The organism is Methylomonas sp. MK1 (genome assembly GCF_000365425.1).
In the GTDB taxonomy this organism is placed as follows: domain Bacteria; phylum Pseudomonadota; class Gammaproteobacteria; order Methylococcales; family Methylomonadaceae; genus Methylomonas.
Genome location: NZ_AQOV01000002.1, coordinates 772,848 through 793,065, shown reverse-complemented (window position 1 = coordinate 793,065; position 20,218 = coordinate 772,848). Strand labels below are relative to the sequence as shown.

Genomic DNA, 20,218 nt, shown 5'->3' with positions numbered 1-20,218 from the left:
CCGTATGAGTCGATATAAGACACTTCCCGATTTATTAAAACTCAGAGCGAACGAACATCCGGACGATACAGCGCATTGGATTCTTAATACTGATGGTACTTGGCATCCGATAAGTAACTTAGAGTTTTATCGGAAGGCGATGGATTTATCCTGGAAACTCAAAGACCTTGGCGTTAAAAAAAATCAAGTGGCAGCGATTATGGCTACCACCTCGCACGATTGGGAACTAGTCCATCATGCCTTTTTAGCAATGGGTGGGATTGTGGTCGGTATCGATCCGAACGAGAATCCCGAACAGTTAAACGCCATCGTAAAAATTGCAAACACTAAAACACTTGCAATAGACCACGTAAGATATCTGGATAAGTTTCAGGATCTTAGTCAATTCGAAACCATTATTGTGCTTAATTCCGCTCCATTGGAGGGGCAACCAGATAATCTCAAATTTATAGATCTCTCCCTGACCGCAACCGGCAAACTCAACGACACTCCGCAACCCGATATACTTCAGCCTTCGGATATCGCCACCATCCTTTTCACTTCAGGCACTACGGGAACCCCAAAAGGCATAGCCTATCGACATGATCAAATCATTGCCGCTATCGACGCAATATTGCAAACTTACCCTGAGTTAAACCATCAGCCGTGTCATTTAGCTTGTTGGCTGCCGCTTTCCAACCTTTTTCAACGTATTGTAAATTTATGTGCTTTAGCAGGCGGAGCCGAAGTCTACTTTGTGGAACAGCCGCAAAAAATCATCGAATACCTGCCAACAATCAATCCGCACATATTTATTGCCGTTCCGCGTTTTTATGAAAAACTTTATCAGGGATTTGAAACTAAGCTAAATCAACAACCGCAGCTTATTTCTCAATGCCTACGATATTCCCTTAAAAAGGGTGAAAGCCAAACTGCTATCGGCTTGCTCTTCCGAACCGCCAATCGCCAAATTTTTAAATCATTTACCGCCCTTTTTGGCAAAAACATAAGGTATATGGTGAGCGGATCGGCAGCCATGCCACTATGGTTGTTACACCGCTATCATGCTATGGGGTTGTTGATTTTAGAAGCTTATGGGCTAAGTGAAAACGTGGTGCCGATAGCGGCAAATAGGTCTTCAGAATACCGTTTTGGCACTGTCGGCAAAGCTTTGCCCGGCAACACCATAACCTTGGAGAAAGACAACGAATTACTGGTTAAAGGACTTGGCATTTTTAATGGCTATCTTGGGGATGAAGACTCTAAAAGAAGCTTCGTTGAAAATTATTACATTAGAACTGGAGACTATGCAGAAATTGATACCGATGGTTTCATACGCTTAACAGGACGAAAATCTGAAGTATTTAAAACATCAACTGGTAGAAAAATAGCTCCGGTTGCAATTGAGTCGATACTCCAAAACAATTTTGCAGTGGAGCACGCCGTTGTCTTTGGTGAAAATAGAAAATTCTTGATTGCATTAGTGACCGTTGTTAGTTCAAATATCACCAAAGACCAATTTACAATCGCTTTCGTACAGCAAGTCGCTATCAATCTGACGCAAAGCGTTTCGGATTTACCCGAATATAAACGCCCCGTTGGCGTCATTTTTTCGCTCAAAAGCCTTTCAGTTGCAGAGCAAGAGCTAACGACAAATCTGAAACTTAGACGTAAAAATATCCAACACAATTATGAAACATGGATAAACCAACTGTATAACTTGCTAGAAGACCCAAAATCAAGAATTCACTCCCAACCAATTTTAGCCAATCAAGACATCGTCTTATTGAAACTTTAGTTTCAATAAAATAATTACACCCTCATAGAAGGTCCTCCTCAAATGGCAAAAAAAATTTTTGTTACAGGTGCAACCGGTGCTGTAGGTAGCGCATTAATACCCCTGCTTCTAGAAGAGGCTGATAACTCATTATGGCTGCTGATACGCGCCGAATCCACTGAAAATTTAGAAAAACGCCTCAAAGAACTTTTCCTTTTTTGGAATCTGGATCAAGAGCAAGAAACAAATGCTAGGCATCGCATTACCGCGTTACAGGGCGATGCCGACCTAAAGAAATTTGCGTTATCTGAAGACATTTATGCTGAAATCGCTAGGCAGTGTACCCACATTATTCACTGTGCGGGCGTTGTCAGAATGAATTTGCCGTTGCAAGTAGCCAGACAACATGCGCTGGGTTCCGCAAAAAACATTGTAGAACTTGCCATAGCCTGTCAAGCGTCAGGAACTTTACAAAAAGTTGAATATGTCAGTACAGTTGGCGTTGCCGGCAAAATGCCAGGTGTCGTCCCGGAAACTTGGATCACCCAACCGCGGAGCTTTCACAATACCTATGAGCAATCCAAAGCCGAGGCCGAAGACTATCTTCGCCAACAAATTGAACTTTACGATTTGCCGGTAACCATTCACAGGCCCAGCATGGTTGTGGGCGACTCAAAAACCGGAAAAATAATCCACTTTCAAATTTTTTATCATATATGTGAGTTTTTAGCTGGTCGACGAACTTTCGGATTATTACCAAATCTCAGTGACGCTAAACTCGACACAATACCAGTAGACTATGTTGCGAATGTTTTGAAATGGAGCTCCGATCAAAAAGATAGTAAATATAAAATTTTTCACCTATGTGCCGGCCCTCGTGAAGCGATTAAACTGACCATGTTATGCAAAATCGTTCGCCAAATTATGAGAGATCAAGGATTTAAATTGCCAATCATTATCACCCTTCCAATTACGTTTTTTAATTTTATTATAAACACAACGGCACCATATTTAAGCGAAAAAACACAACGAGCGATCAAAACATTCCCTTTTTTTCTCGATTATCTCGCCGACAAACAAAGTTTCGACAATTCAATTACAACTCAAATAATTGGCGTACGCTCAACTATTCCCTCCAATTACTTAGTTATAGCTCTAAAAAAATACTTTGAAGCGCGGGATTGACCTCAACCAACAAATCGAGATGTACTGTAATCGCAAAAGGCTTCATTCGAAATTGGGTTATTCCCCCTCCTTCTAACGCCTATCAACTGAAATATGTCGCTTATTGAATTACCTGTGAATTGGGCAAAAAAATCAGTTCAGGTAAAAATTGAATCATTCAAACCACTCATGCGGAACAACAGCCTCAAATCATCAAGTTCATTACGATATAGCTGTGGCAAAGCAAGTCTCTTGTTTTTTATTGCTGCTTTTATCTCTGGATTCACATCTCGATCTTTAGTTTTGATCGCCAACATGAATGGCAAAACCCCTGTAATATACAATATAGCTTGATAAGAGGCTAAATGATGCATTTGTTTCTGAAAATCGCTTGCTAAAAAGGCTGCTCGCAATGACCTCTCATAGTCAAGACAAAGAACATGAGGCAACTTGTGCCTGTACTTATACGCAAAATACAAAACTGATTTTAACGATTTTAAGCGGCTAAAGTCTGCCAGATAAATAGCACCCCTAGCCCTAAGCACTCTACTCATCTGATAAAAGCTTCTCGCAAGATCATCTGCGCGAGGTAAGTGATGTAGAGTTACTGTACTAATTATGCCGTCAAAACTGGCATCTGAAAATTGTTCTAATTTAGTAATATCTCCTTTAACAACCTCGATATTTGACAATCTATTTTTAGCAATCAAAGTATGCGCTCTATCCAGCATTTCGACAGATAAATCAACTCCGACAAAATGGCAATCGGGATTAAGCTCTGCGATACGTGCCAATTGGATCGCCGGCCCGCAACCAAGATCGAGAACCTTTTTGCAACCATGCAGAACCTGTGTGGCATGGGCAGCATGAAACAAATTGGACACAGCCATGATTCCATTTTCGTCACTTCCAGAGCTGAAATAAGCATCCACTTGTTCAGAGCTATCCATAGATTGCGGCTCTGGCTCCCGTGGCAATTGACGCGTTCCAAAATGCTCCCGCAATAGCACGGGTATTAAATCTATCTCCATCTGCCCCCCCCCAAAAAAAAAATGTAAACCTTAAAGTTATATTACATTCACGCAGTTGCTTTGCGCAACACTATATCTCTGCACTCTAATGGACAAATCTAACTAGAAAACGGGCACTGATTACATAAAAAAACCGTGGCAGTATTGCTACTGCCACGGTTTTGGATAGTCAATTGGCTCAAAGATTATAAGCTAGGCACTCAATTTGCTGCGTTTAAATCCAGACATACCCAACAAACCAATACCCAACAGCGCTAAAGAAGCCGGCTCCGGCACCTGAGAATAGGTTTGGGCCGCTTGGTTATCAAAAAACTCAATGTCAATCGTTTTAGCCGCAAAATTACCGGTTAAGCCAGTCTGAGTTGTACAAGATGCAATAGAGGTATTACACACGCGAGCAGAACCTGTTGTAATTGTCAAGAGGTCAGCAGTAAGTATATTCCCCAAAGAATCACGTAAATAGGGTGTGCCCGAAGTTTGATATAATTCACCCGCAGCGGTATTAATCAGAGCGTTAATCGTGATGTCGCCAAGCAAAGTTCCAGCGACCAACTGAATAGAAGAAGAGCCGCCACTTACAACACTCAAGTTAGCAACATTTGCAGGAATATCCAAATTTTTAAGCAATATATTGTTAACAGCAGCATTAAAAGCAACGTCGAAGAAGGTCGTTGCAACACCGCTCAAGGAGTTATCTGGATTAAGCGTAATACCAGTTCCTGTCAAATTTTGAACTGTACCAGTAAGAGACGCGCTAAATAGATAATCTCCAGCCAAGTCGAAGTTGAGGGGAAAACCAGTAAGTGAAGAAGAATTGACAACGAAATTAATAGACTCAGTGAAAACGTCACCGTTACTAAGAATGTTATCTGCGCCAACGTTAACGGTCGTAGTGTAAACTGGCGTGGTTGACGTAATATTGAGCTTGTCGAAAGTTACGAAGCTTCCGCCGGCATCAGTGTTGAGCAGTTGAATAGCTGTCGCATTGGTAACTACCGGGGCACTTGCTAACGCAAGCGCCATTCCTAATGTTTTTAATTTGTTCATTTTTTTCACCATATTGAAGTTAATTTGTACGAAATTCATAAAGCAATTAGCGCGCCATAAATAAAAATATTTTATATTCAATGGCTTATAAAATTACCCTTTTGAATCAAATGCTCGATGTAAAAAATTCCGACACATCAGCTGATCCACTGAAAATATCGGAAACGGAGCGTTAAAGAAGTGAAAATTTTTAGCCCCCAAAGCCGTAGCGCCGGGTGGGTTTTCGCAGCGAAGCGGAGAAAATCCACCCGGCATCTCGACGCAGCGTTAAGTCATGTGAGAGCCTAATTTCGACCTCTTATTGGGCGGAACTAGATGATGCGGGAGAATCGGGGCGCTGCAAGCATAAGCGGTAACTTGGTTTTTGCCGATTGTTTTCCTACTGGGAAGCTCAAAAAATCTTTCGGCAAAAATAGCGACTCCCCGAAATTGAAAGTCTCGAAAACACGGTAACGATTTTGTACTCTTCCGACAACTACAATATAGACCAGACTTTTCCTAGCTAATCAGAAAAAACTGTAAACCTCTAGCCAATACTTTGAGTCTGCTCCAAATACTATTTTGGTTCCAGCCATCAAGTTCATCAGGGTTTATGTCCATTTTTTTCAAGGATGCTTGACAAAATCCTGCGCAAAATAACGGCTCTCCAGAACACCAATCTTACTTAGTAAATTTTTGTTTTAAGCTAGATAGTATCGTCACAAGTTTATGAGATAATTGCGCTATCTCAATAATTTTCAAGGAAAAAGATGGTGGAATCAGCATATCGCCGACACGATATATCGGATCGAGTCTGGCAAATATTGGAACCCCGCCTGCCTGGGCGCGAAGGCGCTTGGGGCGGTAAAGCGCGTGATAACCGCTTGTTTATCAATGCCGTTTTCTGGATTTTGCGCACAGGCGCGCCGTGGCGCGACTTGCCGTCCGACTACGGCGATTGGAAAAACACCCATCGCCGCTTTTGCCGCTGGCGAGATAAAGGCGTCTGGGAAGCGTTGCTGGAACAACTGGTGACCGAACCCGATTATGAATGGCTGATGATCGATGCCAGTCACATCAAGGTTCATCCGCATGCGGCGGGTGCGAAAGGCGGCAACCAGGACATGGGGCTCACAAAAGGGGGCTCAATAGTAAGATACATCTGGCCGTGGATGCGCATGGTATGCCGGTCAGAATACTTGTTACAGCAGGTACCACTGCGGATTGTTCACAGGCTCCAACCTTGATCGATGGCCTGGATGCTCAGCATCTGTTGGCGGACAAAGGTTACGACAGCGATGCCAAAAACACAGCATCATTCTTGGCCGCCGTATAAATCCGCTGTATCTCTCGTTGGGCGGCTATCTAAGCACCCCAAATCATCGCCTAAACTCTAGCGTAGTACACAACATCATTCACAAGCCCATATGTAAAATATTCCGACACTTTGATCTTGCCCGCATTTCGCAGACACCTCATCAAGTGATATTTTTAAGTTCAAAAGCTTCAGGGGACAGATAGCCCAATTTGGAATGAAGCCATTTCCGATTGTAATACACTTCGATATAGTCAAAGACGTGTTGCTTGGCATCCGCACGGGTCAAAAAGCGTTCACCATGGATCGCCTCGACTTTTAAGCTGTGATTCCAACTTTCCATGGCGGCATTATCGTACCCACAGGGCATAAATAGTCATCCCTGAAAAAGCCAAAATTTTTCAGGGATGACCGCCCTCATACGAACGATAAAATTTGCTCTGATGAAAATGCGCCCCAAAGCCGAGACACCGGGGAGTCGCTATTTTTGCCGAAAGATTTTTTCGGGCATCCTGCTGGAAAAAATCGGCAAAAATTACGCGACCGCTTATGCCTACGGCGCCCCGATTGTTGGCGCCGGGAGAAATTTGATCACCCGTACCGGTTGAAATTTGACTAGGGGATGGAGCCGGTTTTTTGAATGGCCGGCCGTGGATAAGTGTAACGGAAACGGATAATGGGAAGGAAGTTTCATTATCCGCTTCCATGGATTATTTAGACGTTATTCTCCTCTGACATTTCCTCATTCGATGGATTTTTACTACCGCCTCGCTTAGCTTGCTCCCGGGCCTGTATTCTTACCTTGGCTTGCTCGGTGCTGTGCCGAAAGCGGTAGGACTCATTGCCGGTTTCGATGATATGACAATGGTGAGTCAACCTATCCAGCAACGCCGTGGTCATCTTGGCATCGCCGAACACGCTGGACCATTCGGCAAAGGTTAGATTGGTGGTAATGACCACACTGGTGCGCTCGTACAGTTTCGACAGCAGGTGAAACAACAAGGCGCCGCCGACCTGAGAGAACGGCAGATAGCCCAGTTCATCCAGAATGACTAAGTCCACTTGCATCAGTCTGTACGCCAACTTGCCCTGATTGCCGGTCGCTTTTTCTCGTTCAAGTTGGGTGACCAAATCAATCGTCGAGTAAAATCGTACTCGCTTGCCGTAGTCGGTAATGGCTTTGACACCGAGAGCCGTAGCCAGATGTGTTTTACCTGTGCCAGTACCGCCAACCAAAACCACGTTATGGGCAGCATCGGTGAATTGGGTTCTGGCAAGCTGATCGATCAGCGAGCGGTCAACGTTGGCGGATTCAAAGTCAAAGCCCGCTAAATCACGATGCACGGGGAACCGCGCGGTTTGTAGCTGATAACGAATGGAGCGGATATGCCGATCCTCTGTCTCGGCTTGTAACAAGTGTCGGAGCAGCCATTCCGACGTGTGCAGGCTAGTGCCGGCTTGACTGGCGACCTCGGCATAGCCTGCGGCCATGCCATAGAGTTTGAGCGATTTCAATTCGGCTTCAATATCAAGCATCTTCGCTCTCCTCAGCTAAACGGATGGGGCTGAGGTTTTCGCTCAACAAATCATAACGCCCGGTATCGGCAATAGGGGCTTCGTTTAGCTTTAAGGCATCCGGTGTGGTGATGGTGGCTGGCTCTGGCTCATGATTTTCTGGCAGGCGAGTTAACAGATGGCGTACCTGTTCAACGCTGGTATGCCCGGATTCCAGGCATCGATTGACAGCGGCGATGACAACGTCCAGGCCGTGAACCGGTACGCACGCCAACACCTCGGCCATCACCCGGTCGCCGCCGGGGCGCTTACGCAATGCACGCTGCAAAGACAACAATGGCGACGGCATCTCGGCAAACGGCGCACCGTTGCGTAACGCGCCCGGCTTGCGCTCTAACAACAGGATATAGTGTTGCCAGTCATAGCTGACCTGGTCGCGGTCGAACAACCGTGCATGACTGGCAATCAGGGCATCGTCGGCATACAGATCGAGCCTTTCCGGATATAGCCTGACACTGACCCGACGATTGGCCCAGCGACACGGTACTGAATAACGATTGCGCTTCACGGTCACCAGGCAAGTACTGGATACGCGAGCCACCACCTCGATGTAGCCGTCAAACATTCCGGGCATTGGCATCAGATGGGGTTGCTCGATCTCCACGGCCTCTTGCACGGTCATGCCGCTGGCATCCGGGCAAGGAATTTCAGCCCATAATGCCCGGCAGCGACTTTCCAACCACACGTTCAACTCTGCAAAGCTACCAAAGCATTGTTGCCCTGCATCCTGCCAGATACGGCGCCGACTATCCTGCACATTTTTCTCGACGATACCTTTCTCCCAGCCGGACGCCACATTGCAAAAGTCCGGATCAAACAGGTAATAAGCCGTCAGCGCCGCAAAGCGCGCGTTGACAATGCGCTCCTTGCCGCTCTGCACTTTATCGACCGCCGTTTTCATGTTGTCGTAGATGCCGCGCAACGGTACGCCACCCAGTACCCGAAAGGCACGGCTATGGGCATCGAACAGCATTTCGTGGCTTTGGCTGGGATAGGCCACCAGCAAAAAAGCCCGACTGGCGCAGAGTTTGGTATGAGCGACTTGTAAGCGCCGGTAAATACCGCCGACCACCAAGGACTCTTCACTCCAATCGAATTGAAAGGCCTCACCCCAACGGAATTTCAACGGCACGAACGCGTGTTTGCCGGCGTCGCTGGTACCGGCCTTGCGCCACGCCCGAATGTAATCGGTCAACTGCGTATAGCCACCGTCATAGCCGGCTTTCCGCAACTCTTCCAACAACCTCAATGCGGTACGTCTGTCGCGCTTGGGACGATAGCTATCGGCTATCAGGGCTTGCTTGAGCTGCTCTTCGTAAGGCGTCAGCTTGGTGGGTACCGAGCGACGTTGATAAGCAGGTTCGCTGCCATTAGGCATTCTCAGCCATTTTTTGACGGTATTGCGAGACAGACTGGTGCGTCTGGCAATCTCATTAATGGACAACTTATCGCGGAAATACATCCGCCGGATTTTGGCGTATAGGATCATGGTTATCACCCTTTAGGTTCCTGTCTAATTTCTGGACAGGACAGGTTAATAACCCTGGTCAATCTTCAGCCGGAATTTACCGGTTTACTTGGTCAATTTTCAACCGGCGTCAACACCAAAGGCGTCATCCAGGACTTTCCAATCAATCAGGTTAGCCAGTTGGTAAAGTTCATGCCTCGGGTTTAACAGATCGGCCAGAGGTGTGTTGAATAGATCGATTTGGGAACCTCTGATTAACTCCGCCTAACGGCAAGCGGCGAAGAATATTTCCAACACCAGATGCCTTGTCACCCCACTTCACTGACCTATTGGCGGAAGCGGATCGGTGAAGCAGGCTGTGAGTGGATGTTAATGGTGACGATTCAAGCAGGCGTCGACAGCAAGACCGTGAAGCAGCAAGACTTTGAATCAGTGACGGTCGATAGCACGGTTCAAGAAAAAGCCATCACGTATCTAACCGATGGCAAATTGTACGAACGCTGCCGCCAACACCTGGTGCGATTGGCTGAGCAACATGGGATTCTGCTAAGGCAGAACTATTTATGCCCTGTGGGTACAATCGCAAAGCCCCGTATTTACTCATGATGGCGAATCGTTATAGTCATGCCAAGCAAATGAAGCGTAAACGCAAGATGCTTAAACAATTGAAAACCCTGGTGGGCCGGGTGTATCGAGATATTGAGCGTCAACTGGACCATCAATCCGACGCCGTCAAAGGGGCGTTCAAAGAGACGCTAGAGAAAACCCAACGGATTTTGACTCAGCAACCTCAGGATAAAAACAAACTGTACAGTTTTCACGCCACGGAAGTCGAATGCATTGCCAAGGGCAAAGCCCATAAGAAATATGAATTCGGCGTCAAAGTGGGGATCACCGTCACCAATAAAAGCAATTTCGTGCTCGGCGCTCGCAGCTTTCCGGGCAACCCTTATGATGGACACACCTTGGAATCCTGCCAGGAACAGGCGGAAATACTGAGCGGTACCCGCGCCAAAGAAGCGTTTGTGGACTTGGGTTATCGGGGTGTCGAGGTACCCGGGGTCACGATTTACAAAGCCCGGCAAAAACGCGGCGTGGATACCCGACGGCTCAAACGCGCACTCAAACGTCGCAACGCCATCGAACCGATCATCGGCCACCTGAAGAACGACGGCTTATTGGGGCGCAACTACCTGAAAGGCGAACTGGGCGATGCGTTGCATACCATCCTGTGCGCGGTGCCGGCCACAACATCCGTATGATCCTCAGGCGGTTGAGGATTTTTTGGCCCCATGTTTGGCAGCTGCTGTCTCGGCTTTGGGGCGCATTTTCATCAGAGCAAATTTTATCGTTCGCATGAGGGGCGTCGCTCCTGAAAAACTTCGGTTTTTTCAGGGACGACTAATTAACCTAGATCCTGCTTAATAAAAAATCTAAATAACCGCCATAACATACCGCCCCCCATTAGACTCAACAAGCTGTATATGATATTTTTTATAGTTAAATGCTTTAAAATATATTGAAGTCGCCCAGTGTCAACCTCTTCTTTTCTGGCGAAATTATGTTGAGAAAAGTCAAGTATAACCTTAGAGCTAGTATTAGATTCTTGATTTTTGCTATCCCCAACGCCGTCAGGTTTCCCAGTTATCCCAAGACTGCTCTTGAAAACCATCATAGCATTCAGATTCTCATCCACCCCGATAAACTGTTGTAGCTTTCCCAAAAAATTGCTACTACTTAAATCATACCCGACCATACTGGCATATATTCTGTCATCAAGATCTTTAAGGTCGTAATACGTCCAAACTAATTTGCTATATATTCCTTCCCCAAGACTATCTCGCACTTCATCCAGGAATTTTTTAGACGAAAATACATCCTCGGAGTAATTGTAGTTTTCTATACCCCCAACAAAATTGGTATCAAAAAAATCTCGAATAAAAAAGGAATCCTGCGTAGTTTTATTAATTTTTTCCTGCTGACGAAATATAGGTCGTGAAATCGAATAAGCATCAACAGCGGGTTCGCCCGGAGAAACCTTGCCTCTGATGTTTTCGACGCCTATTTCATGATCATGGATTTTAGCAATATCTTTTTTAATACCAACCGAACTTAGAATATCTTTAACACCATCTGGAGTTGATTGAATCTTCCCTTTGTCATCTTTTTCTTTAACATTATCTACGACAAGATCAGCCTGAACACCCATCGCTACCACATTAGTAAAGAATATGCTCAACAATGCCATCAGCATAAGTGCGAATGGAAAACCTCTAAATATCATGCAAGACTACCCAATCGCAAAAATACATATCAATTTAAAAAACAGAATAAAAAATTAAAATTGCCACTTGACAAACTAAAAAACGACTAAGTACTTCATTACACACCTCTTTGACTATTTAATTTCGGTGAATATTTTGACGCAACTACGTTGCGAAAAATCATACACAGCGGAGCCTGAGCCATAAAAACCAATGAAATCAGCCCAAAGTGCGCCACAAAAAAACGCGCCCTCAATATATCGCCTGAAATTAAATGAGTTCTATCAGTACTTAACAAAAATTGCATAGCCGAAAAAACAGTATCATATTTTAAAATAAACTGTTCAGTTCCCCAACTTAACAACTGATAGCCTAACCAAAAAGAAATTATAAATAATAATCCGATAACAATAATGCGCGGATTTTTATTAAAAACTGATAAAAATAAAATCGACGAACCTAGCCAGCCGACCAGAAAAAAATAAATACCAATACAGATGACCGAGAAAGAATAGCCACCATTGGCCATTAACTCTGTTAGGTTGTCCGTCGCAGCTTCAATAACCACGACCCAATACCCAAATGGCAGTAACAAAACTATCCAAAACAAACCCAAAATAAAAAGCCGCACCAACTGTCGGGTTGAAACCACCCAAAAAAGCGCCGCATGAGTGGCTATCAATGAGATTAAGGAATAAACACCAAACAAACCTAAAAACCGAAACGCTAGCTCTAGCTCTGCGGGGACACTCAAAATTGGGGATCCCAACACATCATGTATACTTTCTAGGGGAACAATAACCCTTACCAATATCCATGCTATCAGCGTATGTACTGCTAAAAAACGAGCATAAAAAAAAACTTCTCCCCTATCGTTTTTCAATATATTCATCAAAGAAAATAGCGGATATGCAAAGCACCAATAAATCAATATAGCTATGCCTAAAGCACTGACGATTCGGTATTCTTTCGAAAATAACTCCCTCACATTGTAAGGCATAGCCTCAGAGCCACTGACAAATATCAACGCACCAAAAGTCACAAATACAGATACCACTGCCAGCAAAAATAGGAGACTCCCATTGGTATAGCTTGTTTTATTTATTGGACGACTCACGGGAGCCGAGCCTTCAGTAAAATTAGTCTGCGATCTTGAAATCGTAAACAAAACCTCATTTTCCAGCTTGTTTTTAGACTCCGGCAAAGAAGGTTTATTCAATTGCAGCAGTTTGACCACCGAATAACCGAGATACCCTCCAAAAGACTCTAAAATAACATCTGTGATATCAACATTTTTATTTGGCAAAAACAATTGCACAAATTCAATGTTCAGAGCCGTCAAAACTATTACTACTAAGAAAATGATATTTACTTGATGACGGCCAATAACAGACAGAAAAGCATACCCCCCTATCAATCCAAAAGGCATAAAAAATAAAATTTTATGAAAAACCTCTGTAATAGCTCTGAATTCCGTACCATAATAATAAGCGTAAAAAGGTACTCTAAGAAACTTATCACTCCAAGTTGAAAGCCTTATATAACTCCATTCAAAATCGTAAGGGTACAAAAATACAAAGCCGACAACCAATACCCATAAAAAATACGCCAAACACGCATATAAAACAGTGAATCTATGATAAGTTTTCAAACCACTACTGCTTCCAACCAAAGCAAGTCTATTTGAATCTAAAACTATCAATTGCACGCCAATAAAACCACCCACCAACGCAAGGAAAATGTCGGTAACATCGGCAACCCTGCTGTATACAAACAGTTGAAAAAATTCAATTATAGCTGCCGAAAAAAAAACTCTTTTCAATAAATCGACTTTACCTAAAGGTTTCAGTTTATACCATAACCAAGGAATTGGCAGCCATAATATAACATCAGACAAGCAGTCATATATATCTCGAAATACCTCACCCTTTAACCCATAAAATGGCAGTAAAATAACTCTCCCTTCATGCCATTTATGATAAAACTCAACAGGACTAAGGGTTAAATCCAGCGGCATGACGCTGTAAAAAAACATACATCCTAAATATATTTGCAAATAGGGAACTGAATTGGTTTTATTTATTTGCCAATTTTCCAACCAATTGACAAATCTTTCACCAAGAATCCACCAAGCAAAAACACCAATTATGGCTCCCAAAGTTTCGGCTATTATGTCGTTTAACGACACTGTTCTGGGAGGAAAAAATAACTGAGTAAACTCGATAGTCGAACAAAGCAAAAAACTGACTATCAATACAAAAACTGACGACAGGCACCTGCCAAAAATTTGTTGCTTTAGGGAAAGCATACCCAGCCAAAGAAAGGCAAGCGGTATAAATAACAGAATATTGGCAACCCAATCTGCTCTTGAGGCAATTCCCAGGGTCAAATATTCAATATTCTGAAAACGAAACCAAGCATCGCTTAACGAAATACTATTAAATTGCCATGGCACCAAACTGCCGTAAACGACAAAAATCGTATAAACAACACAAGAAATTAATAAGCTATTTTTCACAAAAAACTTGGCTCATTGATATTGGCTTTGAAAAGCTGCTACAAAATTGCTCAACTGCTGGTATGGAATATGATTAATACCTGCCGCTGCCTTACGGCCGCCACCTGAAAATAAAGCACATAACACATCGGCGCCGACTTTATTATTCAACGGAGCTCTCACACTAATTTGATAACCTCCCCTTTGATTGTTGCTAACGATTGCGTGAGCCCTATCCGGGTACTGATTAGCCAGTTGATTCCCCCACACACCAGATACCCGCCTTGCCCATTTTTCATCGGGCAAAATATATACCGAGATGCTGTCTGTCTTATATTCAGCGTCAACTTGTGCAGCTAGACGCATATCCTCGTTATAACCATTAAATAATTGCTGACAAACTTCCGCCTTATCTCTGATAAAGTCAAACGGCGATATATAACCTTCCAGCTGCCTATAGAGCATATCCGGAGCAAAATATAGATCATCGATACACGTACCGTAAGCGTTGTAATTGATAGCGATTCCCAGTTGCTTTAGTTGAAGCAATTCTTGGGCCGTTAAATTAAGTAACTTAGCGGCTTCGCTTGCCGAAGCATCCAAATTATCACCAAAAGCCCCTGTCACAGCCCACTCTGTAAAGCGTTGCTTTAAATGTATGTTCATCAATAAGCTTGTGCAAACATTCGCATCAGTGTTTATTAAAGAGGTTAGACCCTGGTGAACTGGAATTTCACCTGCATAATGGTGATCCATGTAAAAAATACTGACACCATTGTTAAGGAGCTCGCACAGAGGCAAGCGATTCTTATCGAGAGAGATGTCGAGCACAACTATCTGATCGCCTACTTCAGCGCAAACTCGACTTAGCAAATCGATGTCGCGCTTGACCCCCGTAACAAGTGTCGACTCCAAGGGACAAGCCAGGCGCAACTGTAACAACGCACAAATACCATCCGCATCGCCATTAAATACGTCGATATTCACTTTACATTTCTCTTTGAGTAGGAGCGATAACACCACGCAGTTCGAGCATGTTCATCACTTGATCGACACACATTTCCAACTCATAAATCCCGGTATCTATTATCAAATCGGGTTTTTCCGGCACTTCATACGGCGAAGATATACCGGTGAATAGCTTGATATCGCCTTGCCGCGCTTTTTTGTATAGGCCTTTTACATCCCGCTGTTCGCACACAGACAAATCGCAGTTGCAGTAAATTTCGATAAAATCGCCGTGCGGTACCAAATTTCGCGCATACTGCCGTTCGGCTCGGAAGGGCGAAATAAAGGCAGTTAACGTTATCGTACCGGCTTCCAGCATCAGTTTGGCGACTTCGGCAATTCTACGGATATTCTCCTGCCGGTCTTGATGACTAAATCCCAGATCGCCACATAACCCTTGGCGAACGTTATCGCCATCCAACACAAACGTTCGACACTTCAATTGATGCAAACGCTCTTCGACGGCATGAGCCAAGGTTGACTTGCCGGCCCCTGACAAGCCGGTAAACCACAAAATAGCGGATTTATGCCCGTTTAATGCCTCTCGGCGACTACGCGTTACCGTGGCATGATGCCAAACAGTATTTGAGCTTTGTTTATCCATTTAATTGAACTCCATAATTGTTCCACCAAGACTACTTCATCGCAGGCAAACGATGCAATCCTCTTCAACAAATCCGGAAATCTCTCCGATTGCTTAAGCTTCTGCTTCATTCCCGGATTTCGCGGCAAGGATGGTCACAGAATATTTAAAAGCCAAATTAACAATCAGGACTTACTCCCAAATCAACGCCATCAACGATTTTCAAGAACATTCCTCTAACCGTCGTTAATCCGCGCGTTTTCGGGTATCATTTGCCGCCTTTTTCGACTAGCTTGGCTTTTCATGCGAATTGGCCCTTACGAACTTCCCAACCAAGTATTATTAGCACCGATGGCGGGCATTACAGACGCGCCGTTTCGGCAAATCTGTAGCGAATTTGGAGCAGGCCTCACTGTGTCGGAAATGGTGATTTCTAATCGCAGCTTGCAACATCACCCGCGCACTCTGAAAAAGCTCGATTACAACGGCGACGTTAGCCTGCGCTCGGTACAAATTTTGGGTACCGATCCTCGGCAAATGGCTGAAGCGGCCAAATTAAACCAAGACCGAGGCGCGCAGATTATCGACATCAATATGGGCTGCCCGGCAAAAAAAGTTTGCTCGGTGGCGGCGGGTTCAGCGCTGCTGAAAAATGAGTCATTAGTGGCTAAAATTTTAGATGCGGTAATTAATGCAGTGGAAATTCCGGTAACCCTCAAGATTCGCACGGGCTGGGACTTAGCCAATAGAAACGCGCCAAGCATCGCCAAGATTGCTGAGAGCTGCGGCATTCAAGCGCTCACCATCCACGGACGCAGCCGAGCCTGCAAATTTACCGGAAATGCCGAGTACGACACGATCAAACAGGTCAAAAAAAGCGTCAGCATTCCGATTGTCGCCAACGGCGATATCGATAGCGCCGCCAAAGCCAGGCAGGTCTTGGCATATACGGGTGCCGATGCGGTGATGATAGGGCGAGCTGCACAAGGCAATCCCTGGATATTTAGCGACCTAGTCGCCCATCTCAGCAACACCACATATTCACCACTTTGCTTGACCGACATCAAAGCCGTCATTAACCGACATCTGGAAAATTTATACAGTTTTTATGGCAACGACAGTGGTGTTAGAATCGCCCGCAAGCACATCGGCTGGTATTTCGATCATCTCGGCACTCTGCCTGCCGACCAAAAGACTGCGATTAACCAAGCCCAACACGCTGCGCGGCAACTCGCGCTCGTCAATGCCTCTTTCAATTTGCTGACACCACGAGCCGCCTAGATGGGAAAACACCTTACACATAAAGTCACCGGCAGCGAGCAAACGCTGTCTGACCATGTCCGTCATTGCGTCGAAGACTATTTCGCCCACCTCAACGGGCACGATTCCAGCGGCTTATATCATTTGGTGTTAGCAGAAGTGGAAAGACCTTTGTTGGAAACCACGCTGAAACACTGCGATTACAATCAAAGCAAAGCCGCGATTATCCTGGGCCTCAGCCGCAGCACCTTACGCAAGAAGCTTGAACATTACGGCATAGGTTAATTTCCACCCCCTTCTCTTTACCCTTTTTTGAGGTTTGCATGAATCCCCCTTTGGGCATAAGTAAAAAAGTGACCCGCGCTCTGGTCAGCGTCTCCGACAAAACAGGTATTCTGGAGTTTTGCCGAGAACTAAACCACCTGGGCATCGAGCTACTATCCACCGGCGGCACGGCTAAATTGCTAGCCGAAAACAATATTGCCGTTACCGAAGTATCCGACTACACCGGTTTCCCGGAAATGATGGACGGCCGCGTTAAAACTCTGCATCCCAAAGTTCACGGCGGCATTCTAGGTCGGCGCGGCATCGATGACGGAGTGATGGCCGAGAACGGCATCAAAGCCATCGATATGGTGGTGGTGAACTTGTATCCGTTCGAGCAAACCGTCGCAAAACCAGATTGCGACCTGGAAACCGCGATAGAAAATATCGACATTGGCGGCCCAAGCATGATCCGGGGCGCAGCCAAGAACCATAACGACGTGGCTATCGTTGTCGATCCTATCGATTACCCGAAAATTTTGGCCGAGTTACAAGCTAATGCAAGCGCCCTAAGCCACGATACCCGTTTTAAATTGGCGCTAAAGAGCTTCGAGCATACCGCGCGTTACGATACGATGATTGCCGCTTACCTCAGTAAAGTCCTCGATCGCGGTGATTTCCCGGAAACTCTAAATCTGCAATTCCATCGCCTACAGAACATGCGTTACGGAGAAAATCCGCATCAAAATGCAGCTTTTTATGGTGAAAAAAATCCACCGACTGGCAGCATCGCTAGCGCCAAGCAATTGCAAGGCAAAGAACTGTCTTACAATAATATTGCCGATGCCGATGCGGCATTGGAATGCGTCAAAGCATTTAACGACCAACCAGCCTGCGTAATCGTCAAACACGCCAATCCCTGCGGTGTCGCGGTAAGCGGCGACATTTTCGACGCCTACAACCTGGCGTACGCGACCGACCCGACTTCAGCATTTGGCGGCATCATCGCGTTCAACAGGGAACTAGACGAACAAACCGCGACAGAAATTGCGCGACGCCAGTTCGTCGAAGTCATCATCGCGCCGGCAATATCCGCTGGGGCGAAAACGGCGTTGGCCAAAAAGCAAAATGTCCGCGTGCTCGAAACGGGCTACTGGTCGGATAAAAGTGAATCGACCCTAGATTTAAAACGCGTCGCCGGCGGCTTATTAGTTCAGGATAAGGACACGGGCGCTATCAGCGCCGCCGACTTAAAAGTAGTCAGCAAGCGAGCCCCAACCGAACAAGAATTGGCAGATCTATTATTCGTCTGGAAAGTCGCTAAATTCGTTAAATCCAATGCCATCGTTTACGGCAAAAACGGCCAGACCGTCGGCATTGGCGCCGGACAAATGAGCCGAGTCTATTCGGCAAAAATCGCCGGCATCAAGGCCGCCGATGAAGGCTTAGTGGTACCAGGTTCGGTCATGGCCTCCGACGCCTTCTTCCCATTCCGCGACGGCATCGACGCGGCAGCGGCGGCAGGCATAACTGCGGTAATCCATCCAGGCGGCTCGATGCGCGACGCAGAAGTGATCGCAGCGGCTGACGAGCACAATATTGCAATGGTATTGACCGGCATGCGGCATTTCAGACATTAATACGGGACAACCTAATATGAACATTTTGATCGTAGGTAGTGGCGGCCGAGAACATGCCTTGGCCTGGAAAGTCAGGCAATCCGCACAAGCCGACAACGTCTACGTTGCGCCGGGCAACGCCGGCACTGCCCTGGAACAGGGTATAAACAATGTGGATATTCAAGCCGACGACATCGAAGGATTGCTGAGTTTCGCCCAGGCCCGAGACATAGAGCTAACCATTATTGGACCGGAGGTACCCTTAGTCAAAGGCATAGTCGACCGATTTTCCGCAGCGGGTTTGAAGTGCTTTGGACCGACCGCTCAAGCCGCGCAATTGGAAGGCTCCAAATCGTTCTGCAAGGATTTTATGATCCGCCACAGCATCCCGACAGCCGCATATAAAAGCTTCACTGAAGTCGAACCGGCAATCGCTTATATCCGCGAAAATGGCGCCCCCATCGTCGTTAAAGCCGATGGCTTGGCTGCCGGTAAAGGTGTGGTCGTCGCCCAGTCTGAACAACAGGCGATAGATGCCGTCCAAGATATGCTATCCGGTAATACCTTTGGCACTGCTGGCCATCGGGTGGTGATTGAAGAATTTTTGGATGGAGAGGAAGCCAGTTTCATCGTCATCGCCGACGGCTTGCATGCCTTGGCCATGGCCACATCTCAGGATCACAAGGCTCGCGATAACGGCGATCAAGGCCCCAATACCGGAGGCATGGGGGCTTATTCTCCCGCGCCTGTCGTGACGCCGGAGATCCACCAACGTGTCATGGATGAGGTAATTTTGCCCACCCTACAAGGCATGCGGGAAGATGGTAACGAATATACCGGCTTTCTCTACGCCGGCCTGATGATAGGTAAGAACGGTAGTATCAAAGTATTGGAATATAACTGCCGCTTTGGCGACCCGGAAACGCAACCGATCATGATGCGCTTAAAAAGCGATTTGGTTGAGCTTTGTCTTGCCGCTATAGACAAAAATCTTGATCATACGACTACAGAGTGGGACGAACGCCCCTCATTGGGTGTGGTGCTGGCAGCGGGCGGCTACCCCGACGACTATGCCAAAGGCAATCCGATTAATGGTTTACCAAGTGATATCAGTAGCGATTGCAAAGTGTTTCATGCAGGCACCAAACAAGTCGGCGACCAAGTAGTCACCGCAGGTGGCCGCGTACTATGCGCCTGCGCATTGGGCGACAGCATTACTCAAGCCCAAGAAAAAGCCTACGAGTTATGCCGACAAATCGACTGGCAGGATGTGTATTTTCGAACGGATATTGGTTTTAAAGCGATTAGATCAGAAACCGTTTAACAAGGCTTCAGGATAAGGTAGGGAAGATGTAATCCGGCCGATAGACCGGATTACATCGCGGCAG

General features: G+C 45.9%; 15 protein-coding genes and 3 pseudogenes. 9 read left to right on the top strand and 9 right to left on the bottom strand.

The window, feature by feature from the left end; genetic code table 11:
• Window positions 1–4: 4 nt before the first annotated feature.
• Window positions 5–1,777, top strand: a complete 1,773-nt coding sequence (locus G006_RS0120405; protein ID WP_020485077.1) for an AMP-dependent synthetase/ligase — start codon at window positions 5–7, stop codon at window positions 1,775–1,777.
• 42 nt (window positions 1,778–1,819) lie between these two features.
• Window positions 1,820–2,941, top strand: coding sequence for an SDR family oxidoreductase (locus tag G006_RS26065; RefSeq protein WP_020485076.1), 1,122 nt, complete (start codon window positions 1,820–1,822; stop codon window positions 2,939–2,941).
• Between the two features lie 137 nt (window positions 2,942–3,078).
• On the opposite strand, the gene G006_RS27280 is transcribed toward G006_RS26065, so the two are convergent.
• Both G006_RS27280 and G006_RS0120390 read right to left on the bottom strand, forming a co-directional pair.
• Entirely contained in the window at window positions 3,079–3,951 is an 873-nt protein-coding gene (locus tag G006_RS27280) for a class I SAM-dependent methyltransferase (protein WP_081607985.1), read from the bottom strand.
• A gap of 192 nt (window positions 3,952–4,143) precedes the next feature.
• On the bottom strand, window positions 4,144–4,998 hold the full coding sequence (locus G006_RS0120390) for a PEP-CTERM sorting domain-containing protein (protein WP_160167689.1): 855 nt from the start codon (window positions 4,996–4,998) through the stop codon (window positions 4,144–4,146).
• 749 nt (window positions 4,999–5,747) lie between these two features.
• Here G006_RS0120390 and G006_RS0120385 point away from each other — a divergent pair.
• Window positions 5,748–6,280: pseudogene (locus G006_RS0120385) on the top strand (IS5 family transposase); the annotation flags it as partial.
• Between the two features lie 175 nt (window positions 6,281–6,455).
• On the opposite strand, the pseudogene G006_RS0120375 reads toward G006_RS0120385, so the two are convergent.
• Window positions 6,456–6,650, bottom strand: a pseudogene (locus G006_RS0120375) (IS3 family transposase); the annotation flags it as partial.
• An 85-nt stretch (window positions 6,651–6,735) separates the two neighbouring features.
• Between G006_RS0120375 and G006_RS28680 the strand changes: the two are divergent.
• On the top strand, window positions 6,736–6,900 hold the full coding sequence (locus G006_RS28680) for a hypothetical protein (RefSeq protein ID WP_020485070.1): 165 nt from the start codon (window positions 6,736–6,738) through the stop codon (window positions 6,898–6,900).
• Between the two features lie 106 nt (window positions 6,901–7,006).
• On the opposite strand, the gene istB is transcribed toward G006_RS28680, so the two are convergent.
• Window positions 7,007–7,828: an IS21-like element helper ATPase IstB gene (istB, locus tag G006_RS0120365; protein WP_020485069.1), complete on the bottom strand. Its 822-nt coding sequence runs from the start codon at window positions 7,826–7,828 to the stop codon at window positions 7,007–7,009.
• Entirely contained in the window at window positions 7,821–9,356 is a 1,536-nt protein-coding gene (gene istA, locus G006_RS26055) for an IS21 family transposase (RefSeq protein ID WP_020483042.1), read from the bottom strand. The genes istB and istA overlap by 8 nt, the downstream gene beginning before the upstream one ends.
• A 255-nt stretch (window positions 9,357–9,611) precedes the next feature.
• On the opposite strand from istA, the pseudogene G006_RS28035 reads away from it, so the two are divergent.
• Window positions 9,612–10,695, top strand: a pseudogene (locus tag G006_RS28035) (IS5 family transposase); the annotation flags it as partial.
• Window positions 10,696–10,740: 45 nt separating this feature from the next.
• Here the strand turns inward: G006_RS28035 and G006_RS0120350 are convergent.
• The 4 genes from G006_RS0120350 to cysC form a co-directional block, all read right to left on the bottom strand.
• Window positions 10,741–11,619: a hypothetical protein gene (locus G006_RS0120350; protein WP_020485068.1), complete on the bottom strand. Its 879-nt coding sequence runs from the start codon at window positions 11,617–11,619 to the stop codon at window positions 10,741–10,743.
• A gap of 98 nt (window positions 11,620–11,717) precedes the next feature.
• Window positions 11,718–14,117: a VanZ family protein gene (locus G006_RS0120345; protein ID WP_081607984.1), complete on the bottom strand. Its 2,400-nt coding sequence runs from the start codon at window positions 14,115–14,117 to the stop codon at window positions 11,718–11,720.
• A 12-nt stretch (window positions 14,118–14,129) separates the two neighbouring features.
• Window positions 14,130–15,083, bottom strand: a complete 954-nt coding sequence (locus G006_RS0120340) for a DHHA1 domain-containing protein (RefSeq protein WP_020485066.1) — start codon at window positions 15,081–15,083, stop codon at window positions 14,130–14,132.
• A 1-nt stretch (window position 15,084) separates the two neighbouring features.
• Complete coding sequence (gene cysC, locus G006_RS0120335) at window positions 15,085–15,708, bottom strand: adenylyl-sulfate kinase (protein WP_020485065.1); 624 nt, start codon at window positions 15,706–15,708, stop codon at window positions 15,085–15,087.
• A gap of 282 nt (window positions 15,709–15,990) precedes the next feature.
• On the opposite strand from cysC, the gene dusB reads away from it, so the two are divergent.
• From dusB to purD, 4 genes are read left to right on the top strand one after another with little or no spacing between them, the layout of a single operon-like run.
• Entirely contained in the window at window positions 15,991–16,968 is a 978-nt protein-coding gene (gene dusB / locus G006_RS0120330; RefSeq protein ID WP_020485064.1) for a tRNA dihydrouridine synthase DusB, read from the top strand.
• Complete coding sequence (locus G006_RS0120325) at window positions 16,969–17,232, top strand: helix-turn-helix domain-containing protein (protein ID WP_020485063.1); 264 nt, start codon at window positions 16,969–16,971, stop codon at window positions 17,230–17,232.
• 38 nt (window positions 17,233–17,270) lie between these two features.
• A complete protein-coding gene (purH, locus tag G006_RS0120320; protein WP_020485062.1) occupies window positions 17,271–18,851 on the top strand; it encodes a bifunctional phosphoribosylaminoimidazolecarboxamide formyltransferase/IMP cyclohydrolase in 1,581 nt (526 codons plus the stop codon).
• A 16-nt stretch (window positions 18,852–18,867) separates the two neighbouring features.
• Window positions 18,868–20,154 carry a phosphoribosylamine--glycine ligase gene (purD, locus tag G006_RS0120315; RefSeq protein ID WP_020485061.1) on the top strand — a complete coding sequence of 429 codons (1,287 nt, stop codon included), beginning with the start codon at window positions 18,868–18,870 and terminating at the stop codon, window positions 20,152–20,154.
• The last annotated feature ends 64 nt before the right edge of the window (window positions 20,155–20,218 follow it).